This is a genomic window from Arthrobacter sp. OV608 (genome assembly GCA_900110595.1).
Taxonomy (GTDB): Bacteria; Actinomycetota; Actinomycetes; order Actinomycetales; family Micrococcaceae; genus Arthrobacter.
This window is the reverse complement of record FOEZ01000028.1, coordinates 20613-38363: the sequence shown is the minus strand read 5'-3', so window position 1 is coordinate 38363 and position 17751 is coordinate 20613. Positions and strand designations below refer to the sequence as shown.

Sequence of the window (17751 nt, the reverse complement as noted above, 5' to 3'; positions counted from 1 at the left end):
CCGTTGAAGTAAAACAAAAACGAACACAACCAGGCACCACGGGAAAACGCGGAAACCCGACTGCAAAATTTGAAACCAGCTGTAAAAACCAGACCACCCACAGGGGCGGGCAGCCCGGCAAATCCAACCAATTCATAAAACAATTGGTATCAACAAACTTGGCACACTATTGAGTTCTCAAACAACAGACACACCCGGCACCACCACAACAACAACCAGTCATGGATCGCTCCGGAGCAACTTTTCAAACTTACCCGATCCCCCACCCCAACGCAAATCCATGTTTCAGGATTTTCATCGGCGGGAAAACCAGCCCCACCTCTTCTGCGGTCCTCAAAGGCCCTGCCAGATTTGGTCTTTGTTTGGGGGTTTTGGCCGCCCGCGGTAACCAGCTCTTCGCTGTCTCCCCCGCGGCGACTTAGAAAACAATACACCTCCTCCGGCAGCTCCGCAAATCCCCTCTGAGTAAGTTCCTGAACCCCGGGATTCCGCGCCAAAAGGCGGATGTCGGCACTCCAGCAGCCATTCCGCCGTCGTACTTCTTTTCTGTGTGCTGCACCACTACCTTGATTTCGACAGGCTGTCACCGGGGACAGGCTCAATCACCGGGCGTCGCAGGAAGCCGCAACACCCAGCGGCTTAAACGGCAAAAGGGCCGGCAACCGTGAGGTTGCCGGCCCTTCTCAAGCAGCTGGTATCAGCGAGGCTGGATTACCAGGAAGACTTGGTGATGCCCGGGAGTTCGCCCTTGTGGGCCATGTCGCGGAAGCGGACACGGGAGATACCGAACTTCTGGAAGGTACCGCGGGGGCGGCCGTCGATGATGTCGCGGTTACGCAGACGGATCGGGGACGCGTTGCGGGGCAGCTTCTGCAGGCCCAGGCGGGCTGCTTCGCGTGCTTCGTCGGTTGCGTTTTCGTCAACCAGGGTCTTCTTCAGCTCGAGGCGCTTTGCAGCGTAACGCTCAACGATGACCTTGCGCTGCTCGTTGCGAGCAATCTTGGACTTCTTAGCCATGTTTAGCGCTCCTCTCGGAATTCGACGTGCTGGCGGATCTTGGGGTCGTACTTCTTCAGAACCATGCGGTCCGGATCGTTACGACGGTTCTTGCGGGTTACGTAGGTGTAACCCGTGCCCGCGGTCGACTTGAGCTTGATGATCGGACGTACGTCCTTGTCCTTAGCCACTAGAGCTTCACCCCACGAGCGAGAATGTCGGCGACGACAACGTCGATGCCGCGTACGTCGATGGTCTTGATGCCCTTTGCAGATACCTGCAGCGTGACATTACGGCGCAGGGACGGAACCCAGTAGCGCTTCTTCTGAATGTTCGGATCGAACCGACGCTTGTTGCGGCGGTGCGAGTGCGAAATGCTGTGCCCAAAGCCCGGCTCGGCCCCGGTCACTTGGCAGTGTGCTGCCATGACTTCTCCTCAAGAATTGAAAGTAATGATCCGCATATCTGCTGCTGGACCATGCTGCTAAGGGCGACCCAAAAGTAAAGAAGGGCAACGGTTAGTCACGCAACTTGAGCCCCTAACTACCGGCCACCCTGGAGAATTTACCGGGCAACCGGAGCAATTGCGCACGCTCCGCGCACTTAGCGCCTACCAAGTCTACGAGTTCACGCAATTAAAGACCAATCCGGCGCCTGTGGGTGTATAAGCGGCCGCTTCCGTTAGAGGCGTGTCAGCTCCGGATACCTGGGCTGCAGGCCGTCGCCGGAGGACTTTCCGGTGACGCGGCGGACCACCCAAGGCCCGGCATACTCGCGGAACCAGCGGGCGTTCGCGCGGATGGCGTCCAGTCCGCTCAGCTCGGGAACAGGGGTCATGGGCGGGACGTCGATGGAGTGGTCGTGTTCCAGGACGTCCAACACACGCTTGGCCATGTTCGCGTGCCCGGCCGCCGACATGTGCATGCGGTCCTGCGCCCACATGCCCCAGTCGTAGTACTCGCTGAAGCGCCAGTAATCCACCAGCAGGGCGCCATGGTCTCCCGCGATGCCGCGCACCAGCTCGTTGTAGATGGCGGTCCGCCCCCGCATGGTGCTGAACACCTTCGAGCCGCGGGCGTCGAAGCCGGTAAACATCAGCACCGTGGCTCCGGTGGCGCGCAGTTTGGCGATGGCGTCGTCGTACTCCACCAGGAGGTCGTCTATGTCGATCCGGGGCCGGAGGATATCGTTGGCACCTGCGTAAATGCTCACTAGCGTGGGCTTGAGCTCGACGGCGGCGTCCACCTGCTCGGCCAGGATCTGACGGAGCTTCCTGCCACGGATGGCGAGGTTGGCATACCCGAAGCCTGGGTCCGGGGCCCCCAGTTGCTCAGCTACGCGGTCTGCCCAGCCACGGACCCCGTTGGGTCGGGTGGGATCGTCGTCGCCCACGCCTTCGGTGAAGGAGTCACCAAGGGCTACGAAGCGGGTTGTGAAATCCATCCCGCCAGTTTGCCATCCGTTGCTGGGGGCAACCAAGTTCCCTGTGGTTTCCCTGCTTGGCCGGCTACGCGCCCGGGGTCTCCCGCAGAATCCAGTGGTCCGAGTCCAGCCGGCCCACTACCTTCTCGCCGATTCGCGCCAGATCCTGGACGTCCTGCTCGGTGAGGGCGTCAAGGAACAAATCCCGCACCGTCTCAACATGTCCGGGCGCCAGTCCCACTATGGTCGCCATGCCTTCCTCAGTCAGGTGCGCTGTTGTCACCCGGGCATCATGCGGGTGCGGCCGGCGTTCCACCCACCCCCGCTTCTGCAACTTGGTCACCACATGCGAAAGCCTCGACAGGGAAGCGCTGCTGCGGGCCGCGAGCTCGCTCATCGGCAGGAAACGCTCCTCCGCCTCGGAGAGCATAGCCAGGACGGTGTAGTCGAAAAGGGACAGTTTCCCCGCTGCGTGGAGCTTCGTATCGAGGGCCGCCGGCAGCAGCGTGTTGATGCTTACCAGGGCCAGCCAGGCGCGGCGTTCGTCGGCATTGAGCCAGCGGGGTTCGGTCATGAGCCCATTCTACGGTGAGTTGATCTTTCAAGTAGCGTCCCGGTGCGGCGGTAGGCTGGGCGCATGTATGTTGTCTCACTCACCTACCGGGTTCCGCAGGACATCGTGGACTTCCACAACGATGCGCATATCGCCTGGTTGCAGAAAGCCTTCGACGACGGCGTGTTCATCGCCGCCGGACGTAAAGTCCCGCGCACCGGCGGCTTGCTGCTCTCCCGGGCAGACCGCGAAACCCTTGACGCCAGCCTGGCACAGGACCCCTTTTACACGAACGGCGTTGCTGACTTCGAAGTAGAGGAGTTCCACGCCGGCAGGGTGGCTCCCGGTTTTGAGAACCTGCTGGACAGCTAAGTCTCCTGCCCGGCCCCTGCCTACTCCCGCAGCAGTTTCTTCAGGCCACCCTTCCGCGGTACCTTGACGGGGCCGGGCCAGCGCGGAGTGAGGGCATCACCGAGCGTCACGCCCCGCAACTTCCGGCCGAACAGCGGGAGGACCCAGTCGCGGACCCAGCGCCGCTGGCGGAGTTCCCACTCCCGCAGGCTGAGCGGTGCCGGCGGTTCCCAGTCCTTGGGCCGGATCTTATGCGGTACGCCCAGCTGGTCCAGCACCTGCCCGGCCAAGTATTTGTGCCCCGCCTTGGACATGTGCAGCCGATCCGAGTCCCACATCCGGCGATCGTGGAAAGCGTCAAGGCACCAGTAGTCAACGAGGACTGCGTTGTATTTTTCTGCAATGGCCCGGACGCGGTTGTTGTAGAACGTGTTGCGCTTCTTTAGCGGCTCGAGCAGTGCTGAAACCTTGACGTCGAATCCGGTGAAGAGGACCACCGTGGCGCCGGTGCCGGCGAGTTGGGCAACAAGCTGTTCGTAGTCCGCCATGAGCGTCACCATGTCGGTCTTCAGGTCCAGGATGTCGTTGCCGCCGGCGTAGAGCGTGACGAGAGTGGGCCGCATCCGCAGCGCCGGCTCCAGTTGTTCGGCTGCGACGTGCCGCAGCCGCTTGCTCCTGATGGCCAGGTTGGCGTACCGCCACCCAGGCTGCGCTTTCGCAAGCTTCTCGGCCACCCTGTCGGCCCAGCCACGGACGCCATTGGGCAGCCGCTCATCCCGGTCCCCCACCCCTTCGGTGAAGGAGTCACCCAGGGCTACAAACACCCGCCGCCCGGATGCAGGAAGCAAGGATTCACGCGCCACCGCTCCAACCTAACTGCACAAAGGAAAGCAAGGGCGACGCCGGGATGAACAGTTGGAAAGTTCGAACCCGTCACCCCTGCCGTCGGGAATGGCTCGTCATCATGGTGTCCGGGAGCCGCTGTCCGTCTGCATACCTCCGTGGACCGGTCGGAACTCCCAGGTGTAGGAGCCATCCGCTTTCAAGCTCATCCTTAGGTGGCCCCAAGTGTCGCTGAACTTCCGCTGGATGTAGGCCGGGTCGCTGGCGAAGGAGCGCAGACCGATACCGCCAGTGGAGACCTGGAACTGCTGCATGCCGTCCGGTACGCATTGGTCCGCGTTGTTGACCGGGCAGGTCCGCTCATAGTTGTGCTGGGAGCCGGACAGCAAGACTTTCACCCGGTTGTTCCAGAACATGTCGATCCAGGGCTTCGCCTGGGTGAAGCGGGTGTGGCTCGATGTGTTGGACGTGAAATAGGGGTCATGGTAGACGACGGCCAGATGCTTCCCGGCCGCCTTTGCTGCCTTCAAGTCAGTGTCCATTTCGGCGGTCATGGCCTGCGCGCGGGACGCGTTGTACCGCCACGTTGCCGTGGGCGCCACCAGAATATGCCAGTTGCCCTTATCGAATGAATACCACTCCAGCGCATCCTGGAAACGGCCCAAAGTGGTGCTGGTAGCGGACTTCGTTGTGTTGACGCATTGGCCGTCCATAAACCGGTCCACGTCATCATTCACACCGGGCTCCAGGTCGTGGTTTGGGCCCGCGGTCCAGTATGTCTTGGCCTTCAACCCGCCCCACAGCGTGTTCCACGCCGCGAGCGACGAGCAGGTCCCCTTGTCGTACTGGAAGTCGCCGATAGCGAGGAAATTGTCCAACGAGCCGTCATTCAGGCCGCCGATGATGCTGGCAGCGTTCTTACCGGACGCCGAGCTCGCCGACGTATTTCCTGAAGGGTTCATGTCACCGACGGCGGCGAATTCGAAAGAATCACCCGACGGCGGAGTGGTAGGCGTCGGGGTGGGAGTCGGGGTCGGCGTCGGGCTCGGGCTTGCGGTCGGAGTCGAGCTGGTCCCGCCTGCTGCCCGGTAAACACGTACCCAGTCCACGCGCATTTCTCCAGCACCGTCAGCAGTGGAATCCGGGAACCAATCCAGCTGCAGCGTCTGATGCATGCTGCCTGGAGGCTGGTGGGTCGGATCGTTGTCCTCGAACCACTTCACGCCATCCACATAACCGACCATCCCGGCGGGAGACCAGTCCACTGCGTAGTTGTGGAACTGGGAAACGTCAAGCGTCTTGCTGGCCCTTGTCTGGGAGTTGCTGCAGGAGAAGTGCTGGAAGAACTTGATCATGTTCCAGTCGCCCGTTGTCTCCGCGAAATCCACTTCGCCGTCGCAAGGCCAGTTCCCGCTGTCCGGCCACAGGATCGAAACCATGTGGTACTCATTGTCGCCCGACCCGGCGGCGCGGACTTCCCACCGCCCGTACTTCTGCCGGGCGAACTTCGCCGACATGCCGGCGGTGGTCCCGTCAGGTGTTCCGTTCATAACCATTTTGGAGCCGTCCACTTTTACCTGCCCCGGGCTGCGGATGCCTTTTCCGGCGTGCCCGGCGCTGTTGTACACGCTCCATTTGGTTGCGTCGGGGGCCCCGGTGTAGTTGAACTCATCCCCGGCCACCGGTGCGCCCCAGTTCTGCGTGGTGGCAGCCTGGACCCCGCTTGGATCAGTCGGCGCGGGCGTTGGGGTAGGGGTGGGGGTTGGCGTCGGGGTGGGGGTTGGGGCCACGGAGTTAGCCGCGGTAGTGACCACCAGCTTTGGGCGGAGTGCCGCGTCCAAAACCTGGTTCGATTTGAAGCCCAGCCACTTCTGCACGCTGGATTCGAGCCTGAAGTTCTGCTCACCGCCGGTCGCTGTGACGCCCTTGGTGACGTCCCATTCCACCCAGGCGCCCGTGGCGAACCCGCCGGTCTTGCCCAGCCAGGTCCCGCGCGCCGGCGCATTGTTCCAGGTGACGCCCGTTTCGGTCCATGTGCCGCTCGTGGTGTAAACGTCCACAAACTCAGTCGATGTTGCTGCGGCCTCCGAGTATGCCCGCAGCTTTGCCGAGACGATGTGTTCCCCGGCGGGGACCTGGACGTTGAACCGCAGCAGACTGTTCCGCGAGATGCTTGTCCGGCCCTCGGTGGACCATCGGACGCTGGTCCCGAAGTTCTCTGTTGGCCGGTCCGCCTGAACGTAACTGTCGGCGGTCGGCGCGAATGTCAGCGCGCCAACAGCGTTCGCCACGCTGCCCACGACGGCAAGTGAAACGAGCATAACTAAAAGTGTCAGGACGGAAACGGCTGGCCGGAGAATGGATTTCATGGCGTGACACCTTAAATGGTCCGGTTGGAATATCCGAATCATATTCTTGTCACACCCTGTGACACCAGATCTGCCAGTACTGGCGGTTCTTGAAAATGTGTGTTAAGTGGCGTCGAGCGCGGCCAGCGTTGGCTGTATCCGCGTACCGGTTTCAGCTGCTCATCGATGATGTGCCGCACCCGCTTGCTCCTGGTGGCCTACTGCCGTACTCCACCCGGGCTGTGCCTTGGCAAGCGGGGCAAAGAACAGCAAGGACGACGCCGGGATAAGCAGTAGGTGAGCGGGCGCTTGCCTTCAAGCGGTCAAAAGTGAGCGGGCGTGTGAGAAAAAGCAGCAGGATCTGATGGGGCGTCTCATCAAGCAGCCGGAAAGGTGACGGGCAGACAAGCCGTCACTGGCGGCTTGCGTAGGAGCGCATCGCCGACCAGAGCGCACTGAAGGCCGCCCGCGACGGGAGGGACGTCCGGCAGCGTGCGTCTGAGGGAGGAACGAGCGAGCACGCAGAGGATGTGCCTCCCGCCGGACGGAGCCTACCCCTCGGCTTTGCCCTGCCGCCAGTAACCCATGAAGGCAACCTGCTTCCGGTCGATCCCGACGTCCCGGACCAGGTATCGCCGCATGTCCTTGATGACCCCGGCTTCGCCGGCAATCCAGGCGTAGAAGGGCATGGCGCCGGCGGGCATGTCCGGGTTTTTTGTGGCCTGGATTTCGGCGGTTTCCATCCGTGCGGGGGTCTCCCAGAGGATGTCCTCGTCCACATTGACGTCCTCCGGCTCGGGACCTGCGCCGCCGTCGGCCGCTTTGATGCCAACCCAGCCGGGCACCGGCACTGCCTTACGCACAGCCTCCTGGAGCAGTTCGCCGTGCGGGCGGGACCGTCCGATCGAGGCACCGCGGGCGAGCCAGGTGATTTCGACGTCGGCCGGTGAGGTCAGTTCGACGAAGTCGCCGGCTTCGGGGACTTCCAGGAAGGCGTGGCCGGTCATGTATCCGGGCAGGCTTTCCAGGATCGCGGAGATTGCCGGGATGGCGGTCTCGTCGCCGGCGAGCAGGACGCGCTGCGCCAGTCCGGGACGCCATTCGATGCCGGAGTAAATTTCCGCCGTGACGCAGTGCGCCGCGCGGTTGTTGGGTCCGATGATGGTGATGGCGTCGCCCGGCTGGGCGTTGAGGGCCCAGTTCGCGGCGGGTCCGCCGTCGCCGCGCTCGTCAAAGTGCATCACGAAGTCCACGTCGATCTCGGGGTACACGGCGTCCAGCCGGGCCTGCCGGACCGTGTACGTCCGCATGGATCCACGCACTGCCGGGTCCATGGCCAGCCATTCTCGATACCAGCCGGCTTCGGCCATTTTGAAGACCGGAAGGGGCAGCTGCGTGCCGTCCGCCGCCAGCGACGGGATCATCAGCTTGATCCGGAGGTCAAGGGTGTCGCCGTGGACGCCGAAGTCCCGCAGGGAGTATCCGCCGAAGGTGATCCGCCGGAAGTTGGGGCTTAGTTCCTGCACGGAGGAGACCGTGACATCGAAGGCCAGGGTCATGGGCTCGGTGGCGGCGATATCGCGGGTCTTCATGAAACGAGCTCCAGTTCGTTGGCAGGGACGTGGTGTCGGCCGATGGGAATGATCAGTGGGGTTCCGGACACGGGGTCCGGAATGACGCGGGATTCCAGGTTGAAGACGTTGCGGACGAGGTCTTCCGTCACCACGTCCCCTGGTGCGCCGACCGCCACCACCGCACCGCCCTTCATGGCGATCACGTTGTCCGCGTAGCGGGCGGCGAGGTTCAGGTCGTGCAGGACGATGGCCACGGTGGTGCCGCGCTGGCGGTTCAGGTCCGTGACCAGGTCCAGGACCTCCACCTGGTGCGCGAGGTCCAGGTAGGTGGTGGGCTCGTCCAGGAGCAGCACCTCCGTTTCCTGGGCAAGTGCCATGGCGATCCACACCCGCTGGCGCTGCCCGCCGGAGAGTTCGTCCACGTTCCGCTCGGCGAGGGCCAGCGTTTCGGTGGCTTCCAGCGCGCGCTGCACCGCGGCGTCGTCATTTTCGCTCCAGCCGCGGAAGAGGCCCTGGTGCGGGTAGCGCCCCCGCCCCACCAGGTCCCGGACCTTGATGCCGTCCGGTGCGGTGGGATGCTGCGGGAGCAGGCCCAGGATGCGGGCAAGTTCGCGGGCAGGGCGGGAGTGGATGTCCTTCCCATCCAGCGTCACGGCACCGGACGCAGGCTTGAGGAGCCGGGACAGGCCGCGCAGAAGGGTGGACTTTCCGCAGGCGTTCGCACCTACGATCATGGTGACCTTGCCCTCGGGGATTTCGGCACTGAGTCCGTCCACCACGCAGCGCTGATCGTATTTCAGCGTCAGGTCCTTGGCGTTGAGAACAGCCACGTCAGGCATCCTTTCGGTTGGCCGTGACCAGGAGCCACAGCAGGAACGGGGCACCGAGCGCGCCGGTGATCACACCAACCGGCAAGACGGTGCCGTCAAGCAGCAGGGGGGCGAGGTTGGCCGCCACATAATCGGCCGCGAGGACTATCAGGGCGCCCACCAGGGCCGACGCCGGGAGGCTGGCTTTTCCGGTGAAGCGCCCGGCGATGGGCCCGGACAGGAAGGCGACGAACGAGACCGGCCCGGCTGCCGCCGTCGCCACTGCCGCCAGCGCGACCGCAATGACCACCAGAGCGAGCCGGGTGGCACCTACTTTGACGCCCAGGCCGGCGGCGGCGTCGGGGCCGAGTTCTAGGATGCGCAAGGGGCCTGAAATGGCGGCCACTGCGGGGATGAGGACCGCCAGGGAAATGGCCAGGACGCCGGCGTGGTCCCAGTTGGCGGAGTTCAGGGATCCGTTGAGCCAGACAAGGGCGTCGGCCGCGGTCCGGATATCGGCGCGGGTCATCAGGAAGTTGACCACTGCCTGGAGTGCGGCCGCGATTCCCACGCCGGCGAGGATGAGCCGGTTTCCGGCAGCATCGCCGCGGCTGGTTCCGCGGAGGCCGCCGCTGGAAATCGCGTAGATGATGGCCGCGACGACGAGCGCGCCGCCCAGGGCAGCCCCGGACACAACGGCACCGGAGGCGCCGAACACTACGATGGCCATAACTGCGGCTGCGCTGGCCCCGCAGCTGATGCCGATGACGTCCGGGCTGGCCAGCGGGTTGCGGAGCATGGTCTGGAAGAGCGCGCCGGCCAGGCCAAACGCGAGGCCGATCATGGTGCCGATCACCGCACGGGGCAGCTTGTTCTCCATCACAATGAAGCTGGCGCCGGGGATCTTCTCACCGTCGGTCAGATGCGCGAAAAGGATCATGAAGAAGTCCGGGATGGTCACGGTGTAGCTGCCCAGCAGGACGGACGCTGCAAAGAGGACCACGACGGCGGCTGCCAGGATGGCGGTCCGGTTAAGGAGCCGCCCGACCCGGCGTTGCCCTATCAGTTTTGGTCCCCTGGGCCCTGTTTTGGCAGCCTTTAGTGATAGGTCAACGGGGGATTTCGCAAGGGTCACAGTCCGGCCCCCTTGCCGCGGCGGATGAGCCAAACGAACACGGGCGCACCGATCAGGGCGGTCATGATCCCGGCCGGCACTTCGCCGGGCAGCAGCACCACGCGGCCGATGATGTCTCCACCCAGGAGCAGCGCCGGAGCCAAAACCATGGAGAACGGCAGGATCCAGCGGTAGTCGGGGCCGGTGAGGAACCGGACGGCATGCGGAATGACCAGGCCGAGAAATGCGATGGGCCCGGCGAGGGCGGTGGCCGAACCGCACAGCAGCACGATCCCGAGGGCGGTGATGGCGCGGACCAGGCCGACGCGCTGGCCGAGGCCGCGGGCGATGTCATCACCCAAGGCCAGGCTGTTCAGGACCCTCCCGGTCAGCAGCACGATGGCTGCCCCGGCGGCCAGGAACGGGAGTCCGGACAGCAGCAGGGACCCGTCGCGCCCGGCGATGCCGCCCACCTGCCAGAAGCGGAAGCGGTCCAGGGTGTCCTGGCTGGAGACCAGGATGACGTTCATCAGAGAATAGAGGCCCGCATTCAGTGCCGCACCCGCCAGGGCGAGCTTCACTGGGGTGGCGCCGTCCCTGCCCAGGGAAGCGATGAGGTAAACCACGACGGCGGCGGTTGCGGCGCCGAGGAAGGCGAACCAGATGTACCCGGACAGTGAGCCGACACCAAAGACGTAGATGCCTGTCACCACCGCAAATGCTGCGCCAGCGTTGACCCCCATGATGCCCGGATCGGCAAGAGGGTTCCGGGCCACACCCTGCATGGCGGCCCCGGCCAGCCCCAGCGCTCCGCCGGCCAGCAGGCCGAGGACCGTCCGCGGGATGCGGGCGTGGACCACCGCATGGTCGCCGTCGGCAGGATCAAAGGCGGCGAGGGCTTGCCATACCGTCTCCAACGGCAGGCCGCGGGCCCCGATGGCCAGGGAGGCCCCGGCCAACAGAGCGAGTACAACGACGGCGGCCAGCAGCCAGGCTGTCCGTTTCCCGTTGGAAGCACCGCCGCGGAACAGGGCACGCGCTCCGGTTCCCGGCACGGAGGTGCCGGGAATCCGCGCCTGGTGGGCCGGCGTCGTCGTACTTTGCGTCACGGAACCGCTGCTACTTCGCTGCGTCCGCTGCCGTGGCCAGCTCGGGCAGGAACGTGTCCAGCGCCCAGGGCAGGCTCAACGGGGAGGACGCAGAGATTGCCAGGACCAGGCTCTTGTTCGCGTCCGCAACGAAGGCGCCCTTCTTGACGGCCGGGATCTGGCCGAGCAGGGGATCGTTCTTGATGGCGTCCGCATCGCTGGCTTCCTCGACGGAGCTTAGGAAGATGTCCGACTCCAGCTCGTTAACCTTCTCGGCAGACCAGGGGACAAAGAATTCCTTGGAGCCTGCAGAGGCCTGCTCGGCGACCGGCGCGAGCTTCATTCCGATGGAGGACAGGAATTTCGGCCGGTTGTCATTGGCCGTGTAGATACCGGTCTGGCTGGGATCCGAGTGAGGGGCGTAGCCGTAGATGAACGTCTTGCCGGCGATCTGCGGGTACTTGGCAGCTTCCTCCTTGACGGTGGCCTCGGTGTCGGAGACGAGCTTGGCTGCCTCGGAATCCTTGCCGAGGGCTTTGCCGATGGTGGTGGTGGCGTCCTGCCAGGAGGTTCCGTATGCCAGCTCCGGGTGGGCCACCACGGGGGCAATTTCGCTGAGCTTCTTGTAATCCTCTTCGGTAAGGCCGGAGTAGGCGGCGAGGATCACGTCCGGCGCGAGCTTGGCGATCTCCGTGAAGTTGATGCCGTCAGCTTCGGAGTACTGGACCGGAGCCTTGCTGGAGCCGAAGCCGGCGCCCAGCTCCTCGAGTGCAGCGTCCTTCCAGGGGGTAGAGCCCTGGCCGTTGCCGCCCCACTCGTTTTTGGGGACACCCACGGGAACAACGCCGAGGGCAATGGAGACGTCGTCATTCACCCAGGAGACCGTGGCTACGCGCGTGGGCTGCTTCTCAATGATCGTTTTGCCGTAGACGTGCTCGATAGTGACCGGGAACTGCGCGCTGCTGGAGCTGGAGGCGGTGGAATCCGCGCTGGAGTTAGCAGGACCTGTGGAGCAGGCGGAAAGGGTGAGCGCCGCTGCGGCCAGAACGGCCGTCGCCTTACCGGCTGATTTGAACAGCGTGCGCCGCGTGGTGCTGGGCCCGGGGAAAAGGGGGGAAGTCACAGAACTCCTTAAGTGGCTGAAGCGAACTTAAGTAAGGCTAGCCTACCCTTGGAGCCATTACGCAACGTTTACATCACTTAATCCCTTACGTGAGGAAGGACACACCTCCTGCTCCGGCTGCTCCTTGGACACCGCGCGCAGCCTTTGGCAGGATGACACTGCCGGTTGCTTGGGCACCGGCCAGTGCATCGGAATCACTGCACCCAAGCCCGACGCTTTCGAGATAGGACACCAGGAACGATGTGCATGCAGACGGCCCGCCCGGCCATCGCTGCCATGGAAAGCGGGGTGGCCGCTTTGGCCTGCTCCGCGAAGACCTGCTGACCCTTTACCCTCATTCCCCGCATCCCGGGGCTCCTATCTTTCGAAAGCTCAGCCATGCAATCAATCACGCCTCAGCAAATCCGCTCATCGTTCGTTAATGCCAGCCGCTCGGAGGCGGCGAAACTCACCTTGCCCAAGGACTTTGACTCGCTCGACTGGAACAACCTCGACTTCCTTGGGTGGCGGGACGAGAAGATGCCCCTCCGCGGGTACCTGGTAGTTCCGGGCCCCACTGGCATCATGCTCAGAGCCCCCGAGGGCGGCGCGCGAAAAAACCGCTCAGTCCTCTGCGAACTGTGCCGGGACGTCTTCTCGAAGGAGGACGTACTCCTCTGGGTGGCCAGGCGTGCCGGCCAGTCCGGCCGCAACGTCAACACCGTCGGGACACTGATCTGTGCCGACTTCCTGTGCTGCGGCAACGTCCGCAAGGAACCGCCGGCCAACGAGATCAACCCGGACCCGGCCGCCGTCGTCCTGCGCCAGATTGACGGACTGAAAGACCGGACTGCCCAGTTCCCGTCACGGGTGCAGGCCAAGTAACAGCAAGAGGAACCCTCCCCCGCAGGGGAGGGTTCCTCTTGCACGGCGGTCAGCGGTAAGTGAAGCTCATCAGCAACGCTTTCAGGGAGCGGCCTTCATCACCCCAGTACCACTCCTTGGCCGCCTCGTCGTTCGCAAACTGCCGACCGTCGAAAAGCACGTCTGCGGTCAGAATGCGGTCGCCGAGCATCACGAGCCCGTATTGCACCTGCCCGTCCGGCGAGACCGGCGATCCCGGCGTTAGTCCCATGTGGTAGGTAGCAGTGCCAAAAGCGTGGTCGACAAAGAACGACGAACTGGGCGTGGGAACCGCAGCGCCGATCAATCCTGGAACCGGGTCCGTCTCGAGGATGAACCTGGAGACATTGCCGGCCGTGGCGTCACCGATTTCGCTGTAATAGATGGCGACCTGTTCCTTGCCGCCGGCATCGTAGACAGTCGCGGTTTCCACGGCAGGGGACGCCGAAACCTGTTCATGCTCCACACGCCACCCCTCCGGGTGGGCAAAGGACAGGCGGCCATCTGGGAACGTGAAGGTCACCGGCCCTTTGGGAACGGGAGAAGAGGTAGCGGCGGGAATGATTGATGCCAGCGGGCTTGCGGCGGCCGCCGTTTGGGCGGCTGGGCCACTGGACGAACTTCCGTCCGCGGCAGGGCCCTCCGCGCAGCTCATGAGGGTGAGGGCTGCAACGGCAGTGAGCGCCATGAGGGTGGCGGCGCGATGTGCTGGGCGCATTTGTGATGCCTTTCAAGGGAAGGCCGTCACACTCCACGGGCGTCAGATGCAGGACCCAGCGTTCCACAAGTACCCGTCAGGAGGATGAAGGCGAGTGATTGATGCCGACCAGCATGGCACCAGGACAGGGGTCCCCAACAGCTCCGGGGCAATAAATCCATCAATTTGTTATATGCGGGAACGCGGAGTCACATCCGGCCCGATTCGTGAGGTTTATTGGGCATGGAGTGACCCCGCGTTGCTTTTCCGCGAGGGCGGATCAGCGCAAGATGATGTCTACCGGGTTAGCTTCTGAGCGCCAGGTTCCTTCTTCTCCTGACCGCGGCCTGATAACGGGCGCTGTCAGGACTCCGGAGCGGTTGGTGCGCCTGTCCCGGAGGATCTCGGTGACTGAGCCCAGGTGCCGGGACAGGTCAATCACATTCTCCGGGGCAGCCAGCAGCAGCTGGAACCCGAACTCGTGCAACGCCTTGATCCCGGCGCCGGCAAACTCCTCGGACGCCAGCACAAAAGCCTCGTCCATCATCACTGTGCCGTAGGTGGTGAAGCCCTGCTCGGCGATGCCCAGCTGGTAGCTCAGCGCGGCGGCCATGATGAAGGCCGTGAAGCGCTGGCGCTCGCCGCCGGACATGGATCCGGTGTCCGCATGCATAAAGACTTCGGTCTTTTTGGCACCGCCCTTTTTGCCCGAGGACGCCCCGGCCACCTCGCGGTGTTCCTTGCACTGGATAAACAGGTGGCCACGGACGTCCAGCACCTCGGCCCGCCACCGCCTGTCCTCCGGCGCCTGCGAACCAAGCCGCTTAACCAGGGTTTCCAGGGACTTGTAACGGGCGGTGAGCTCGGCGTCGTCATCCCCTGCCCCGCTGGCGCCGTCCGTCCGGGCACCTTCAGCCTTGGCCGGCCGGGTATGGCGGGCCTTGAGGGCGTTCTGGATGGCGTCCTTGAACTGCTTGGCCGTGGGCGGCAGGGTCTGCTTGATGTCCAGCTCCAGGAAGCTGCCCTCGTGGAAGTTGACCTGGGACAGGATCCCGTTCAGGGGAAGGATGCGGCTGGTGATGGACCGGCGTTCCTCGTCGAGCAGGTGGAGCAGCGTGCTGAAGGATTCGTGCGTGCGCTGGTTGAAGAACTGCCGGAATTCGGCCTCCTGCGCGGGCAGGCCGTCACTGACGATGGCGTGGTAGCGCGTCTCGAACTCGCTGGCGGCGCCGATGGTGGTGCCGTGGTCCGCAGAAATCGCGCTGCCCCATTCGCGCACGAAGCCTTCGAAAATCCGGGTAAGCCGCTCGGCGGTGGCCTGCCCCCGGGACTCCGCGGTGTGCAGCTCGCCCAGGAGCGCGGTCCGGACCCGGTTGGCGAGGTTGTCCAGCTCGTGCATCTCGCTGACGTCGCCGAAATCGGCGAAATACGGTTCCAGCGCGGTGACAGTGGCGTCCGACGGCGGAGCCTGGGTGAGGCGGTCCCGCGCAGCTTCCAGCAGGGTATCGGCAGCGGTGAGCTGCCGATCCAGCGCCTTGTATTCGCTCTGCAGGACGGCAGCCGCCTCAGTGCTGGACTGGTGCTTCTGCCGCACGCCCTCGATGGTGGCGCGGAGGGGCTCAAGGTCGGCCTGCGCGGCCAGGGCATCCTTCAGCCGCTGCTCGATCCGGGCCAGCTCATCAGCCGCCACGGCAGCAGAAACCTGTTCCCAGGGGCGGTGGTCCTCCGCGATCCGGCGCAGCGCGTCAAGCTGCCGGCTCATGCCCTGGTGCGAGTCCTCGCGGCTCTGCGCGAGCTCCGCCGCTTTAGCCACTTCCTGGCGGAGGTCCTCCACTTGGCCGGCCACGAGTTCCAGCTTGGCGGCATTATCGAACCCGAGGACGTAATCCTGCCGGCTGGTAAACCGGTCGTCCTTTTCCACGGTGTGGCGGTTGCGCTTCACCACGCCGCCCAGGCTCAGGCCGCGGTCCAGCCGCGCGAGTTCGTCCGGATCTTCCACGCAGGGGTAGGCGAAGTCCAGTGCGATGCGCTCACGGATCCATGCCCCGGCTTCGGCGGCGACACCCGTGGTGAGGATGTCCAGCTTGGTCAGCAGGTCGCCGTCGTGCACGTCCTCCAGGGCCAGGGCAGCGCCGGCAAGCGGCTTGGAAACGTCCACCGCCCGCAGCGCGCCGCGGACGCTGTGGTCGTTCAGGTAACGGGTCACGGCGGTGAAATGCTCGCCGGGAACCAGCAGGGTGGTGGCGAGGTTCCGGAGGGCGCGCTCGGCGGCGGGGCGCCATTTCTCCTGCCCCTCGGCGAGGTCCATCAGTTCGCCGGCGAAGGGCATCCGGTCCTCCGGAATGCCGGTGGCGGCCGCGATGGCCGCGCGGTTTTCAATGCTTGACGGCGGCAGCAGGGATTTGCGCGTCTTCAGCGACACGAGCTCCTGCTCAGCCGCGGCCAGCTCCCGCTTCTTGGTTGCGTGGGCGTCGAAGGCTTCAAAGCGGAGCTCCTGCAGGGCCTGCGAATCATCCTTGAGCTCTGCGGACCGGGCGGCAGCCTGCTCATGCGCCTGTTCCCAGCCTTCCTCCGTCCACTCAAGCTGCAGTCCGGCGTCGGCCAATGCCTGGCGGGCCGCTTCCTCCACCTGCTGGCGGAGCTTCAGGCCCACCCGCGCGTTTTCCAGCGACTGCTCGATGGCGGAGATGGCGTTGCCGCCCTGGTTGTTGTAATCCGTCTCCAGCTGGCGCAGTTCCTTGGCCAGGCCGTCCCGGACGCTTCGCTCGGCGCCGAGCTCCTTGGCCTTCGCCTGGGCCAGCTCCTTGAAGCGCGCCAGGGTTTTCTGGTGGACCGTGACGGCCAGTTTCTGCTTGTAGGCCTCGAATTCCTCGCCCGCCAGGTCCCGCAGCCGGTTCGCGTCCAGCAGCGACTGGGCATACTCCCGGTTCAGGCCCGGCACCGGGGCAAGCTGGTCGCGCTGCTGCCGGACGTCCTCCAGCCGCTGCCGGATGGACATCAGGTTGCTGAACTCCTCCACCACGTCGTCCGCCGCGGCGAGCGTTGCGGGGGCGTCCAGGACCTGGTCCCGGAAGAAGGTGTTCACGCTGCCGCCCAGGCCCTTGCCCGCCTGGATCACCCGCAGGAGCGGCAGGGCCTGGTCCGAGTTGATGCCCAGCAGGCGGCGGAACCGCTCCGCGAAGGCCTTGTGAACGTCAAAGACCTGGGCGTCCGGAAAGATCGTCTCCAGCGCGGCCTTGGTGAAGCGCTTGTCCGCGATTCCCTCCAGCGCCTCGAGGTCCAGCGGAGCATGGTCGATCAGGTAGAACCGGCCCACACTCGATTCCGTGCCGTTCTTCGGCAGGTCGAACAGGGCCGAGATGGTCACCCTGGTGCCGGCGGCGTTATCAAAGGTCAGCGCGACGGCGGACCACGTGGCGCCGGGCCGCTGGAAGGCACTTGCCGAGCCCTCACCCACGGCCTTGTCGCCCACCTTGCCGCGCATATACGTAAACGTGGTGCGCTTGTCCTCCACCGCACCACCCGACCGCTGGGCAGCGGCCTCGTTGGACCTCGGCCGGGCATCGAACACCCGCAGCATCGCATCGAACAGGGTCGACTTGCCCACGCCGGAGTTGCCCGTCAGCAGCGTCCCGTTCCGGTCCACGTGCATTGTGTGGGCTCCATGGAACGTCCCCCAGTTGACCACCTGCACCAGGGCAAGGCGCATCTGCCCAGGGTTCACCACGTCCCCGATCGGCAACATACTCGCGATGCTCACTTGGTTGCCTCCTGCGTGGTTCCGTCCGCGGCGCCACCGGCCACATGCTCGGCGTGCTCGCTCGTTCCTCGCTTAGACGCACGCTGCCGCATGTCCCCGGTGTCGACGCTGGCGTCGGCACCCAATGGAGACGATGCCGGTGCCGCCCAGGGAGTGGCATCGGGCCTGTCGGAGCCGGGCGACTCGCTGCT

The 17751-nt window shown here is 64.7% G+C and carries 16 protein-coding genes; 2 read left to right on the top strand and 14 right to left on the bottom strand.

What is annotated here, in order from left to right; all coding sequences use genetic code 11:
- Positions 1-711 precede the first annotated feature (711 nt).
- The 5 genes from rpsN to BMX78_RS21290 all read right to left on the bottom strand — a co-directional run bounded on the left by rpsN (position 712) and on the right by BMX78_RS21290 (position 2992).
- The gene (gene rpsN / locus BMX78_RS21310) at positions 712-1017 is read right to left on the bottom strand and encodes a 30S ribosomal protein S14 (RefSeq protein ID WP_009358853.1); all 306 of its coding nucleotides are present in this window, start codon (positions 1015-1017) and stop codon (positions 712-714) included.
- Positions 1018-1019: 2 nt separating this feature from the next.
- A complete protein-coding gene (gene rpmG / locus BMX78_RS21305; RefSeq protein WP_013602737.1) occupies positions 1020-1187 on the bottom strand; it encodes a 50S ribosomal protein L33 in 168 nt (55 codons plus the stop codon).
- Entirely contained in the window at positions 1187-1423 is a 237-nt protein-coding gene (rpmB, locus tag BMX78_RS21300) for a 50S ribosomal protein L28 (RefSeq protein ID WP_003798559.1), read from the bottom strand. The genes rpmG and rpmB overlap by 1 nt, the downstream gene beginning before the upstream one ends.
- Before the next feature lie 254 nt (positions 1424-1677).
- Positions 1678-2439: an SGNH/GDSL hydrolase family protein gene (locus BMX78_RS21295; RefSeq protein ID WP_091424192.1), complete on the bottom strand. Its 762-nt coding sequence runs from the start codon at positions 2437-2439 to the stop codon at positions 1678-1680.
- A gap of 64 nt (positions 2440-2503) precedes the next feature.
- Entirely contained in the window at positions 2504-2992 is a 489-nt protein-coding gene (locus BMX78_RS21290; protein WP_091424190.1) for a MarR family winged helix-turn-helix transcriptional regulator, read from the bottom strand.
- Positions 2993-3055: 63 nt separating this feature from the next.
- Here BMX78_RS21290 and BMX78_RS21285 point away from each other — a divergent pair, with 63 nt between their 5' ends.
- Positions 3056-3343 (top strand): YciI family protein, encoded by a 288-nt coding sequence (locus BMX78_RS21285; protein WP_091424187.1) that lies wholly within the window; start codon positions 3056-3058, stop codon positions 3341-3343.
- 20 nt (positions 3344-3363) lie between these two features.
- Here the strand turns inward: BMX78_RS21285 and BMX78_RS21280 are convergent, their stop codons facing one another.
- The 7 genes from BMX78_RS21280 to BMX78_RS21250 all read right to left on the bottom strand — a co-directional run bounded on the left by BMX78_RS21280 (position 3364) and on the right by BMX78_RS21250 (position 12221).
- On the bottom strand, positions 3364-4185 hold the full coding sequence (locus tag BMX78_RS21280; protein ID WP_091424184.1) for an SGNH/GDSL hydrolase family protein: 822 nt from the start codon (positions 4183-4185) through the stop codon (positions 3364-3366).
- A gap of 99 nt (positions 4186-4284) precedes the next feature.
- A complete protein-coding gene (locus BMX78_RS21275; protein ID WP_286139209.1) occupies positions 4285-6486 on the bottom strand; it encodes a CBM96 family carbohydrate-binding protein in 2202 nt (733 codons plus the stop codon).
- A 578-nt stretch (positions 6487-7064) separates the two neighbouring features.
- On the bottom strand, positions 7065-8105 hold the full coding sequence (locus BMX78_RS21270) for a siderophore-interacting protein (RefSeq protein WP_091424179.1): 1041 nt from the start codon (positions 8103-8105) through the stop codon (positions 7065-7067).
- The gene (locus BMX78_RS21265) at positions 8102-8917 is read right to left on the bottom strand and encodes an ABC transporter ATP-binding protein (RefSeq protein WP_091424176.1); all 816 of its coding nucleotides are present in this window, start codon (positions 8915-8917) and stop codon (positions 8102-8104) included. Before BMX78_RS21265 ends, BMX78_RS21270 begins: the two co-directional genes overlap by 4 nt.
- A gap of 1 nt (position 8918) precedes the next feature.
- Positions 8919-10031, bottom strand: coding sequence for a FecCD family ABC transporter permease (locus BMX78_RS21260; RefSeq protein ID WP_091424174.1), 1113 nt, complete (start codon positions 10029-10031; stop codon positions 8919-8921).
- The gene (locus tag BMX78_RS21255; RefSeq protein WP_091424171.1) at positions 10028-11119 is read right to left on the bottom strand and encodes a FecCD family ABC transporter permease; all 1092 of its coding nucleotides are present in this window, start codon (positions 11117-11119) and stop codon (positions 10028-10030) included. Before BMX78_RS21255 ends, BMX78_RS21260 begins: the two co-directional genes overlap by 4 nt.
- Positions 11120-11129: 10 nt before the next feature.
- Entirely contained in the window at positions 11130-12221 is a 1092-nt protein-coding gene (locus BMX78_RS21250; RefSeq protein ID WP_091424168.1) for an iron-siderophore ABC transporter substrate-binding protein, read from the bottom strand.
- Positions 12222-12599: 378 nt separating this feature from the next.
- On the opposite strand from BMX78_RS21250, the gene BMX78_RS21245 reads away from it, so the two are divergent.
- Complete coding sequence (locus BMX78_RS21245; protein WP_091424166.1) at positions 12600-13085, top strand: FBP domain-containing protein; 486 nt, start codon at positions 12600-12602, stop codon at positions 13083-13085.
- Between the two features lie 49 nt (positions 13086-13134).
- On the opposite strand, the gene BMX78_RS21240 is transcribed toward BMX78_RS21245, so the two are convergent.
- Entirely contained in the window at positions 13135-13821 is a 687-nt protein-coding gene (locus BMX78_RS21240; RefSeq protein ID WP_091424164.1) for a hypothetical protein, read from the bottom strand.
- 259 nt (positions 13822-14080) lie between these two features.
- Positions 14081-17560, bottom strand: coding sequence for an ATP-binding protein (locus BMX78_RS21235; protein WP_091424161.1), 3480 nt, complete (start codon positions 17558-17560; stop codon positions 14081-14083).
- Positions 17561-17751: the final 191 nt, after the last annotated feature.

Coding starts and splice junctions, on each gene's coding strand:
- BMX78_RS21295 (WP_091424192.1), bottom strand. CDS start 2,439: ATGGATTTCACAACCCGCTTCGTAGCCCTTGGTGACTCCTTCACCGAA.
- BMX78_RS21245 (WP_091424166.1), top strand. CDS start 12,600: ATGCAATCAATCACGCCTCAGCAAATCCGCTCATCGTTCGTTAATGCC.
- BMX78_RS21270 (WP_091424179.1), bottom strand. CDS start 8,105: ATGAAGACCCGCGATATCGCCGCCACCGAGCCCATGACCCTGGCCTTC.
- BMX78_RS21240 (WP_091424164.1), bottom strand. CDS start 13,821: ATGCGCCCAGCACATCGCGCCGCCACCCTCATGGCGCTCACTGCCGTT.
- rpmB (WP_003798559.1), bottom strand. CDS start 1,423: ATGGCAGCACACTGCCAAGTGACCGGGGCCGAGCCGGGCTTTGGGCAC.
- rpsN (WP_009358853.1), bottom strand. CDS start 1,017: ATGGCTAAGAAGTCCAAGATTGCTCGCAACGAGCAGCGCAAGGTCATC.
- BMX78_RS21275 (WP_286139209.1), bottom strand. CDS start 6,486: ATGCTCGTTTCACTTGCCGTCGTGGGCAGCGTGGCGAACGCTGTTGGC.
- BMX78_RS21285 (WP_091424187.1), top strand. CDS start 3,056: ATGTATGTTGTCTCACTCACCTACCGGGTTCCGCAGGACATCGTGGAC.
- BMX78_RS21290 (WP_091424190.1), bottom strand. CDS start 2,992: ATGACCGAACCCCGCTGGCTCAATGCCGACGAACGCCGCGCCTGGCTG.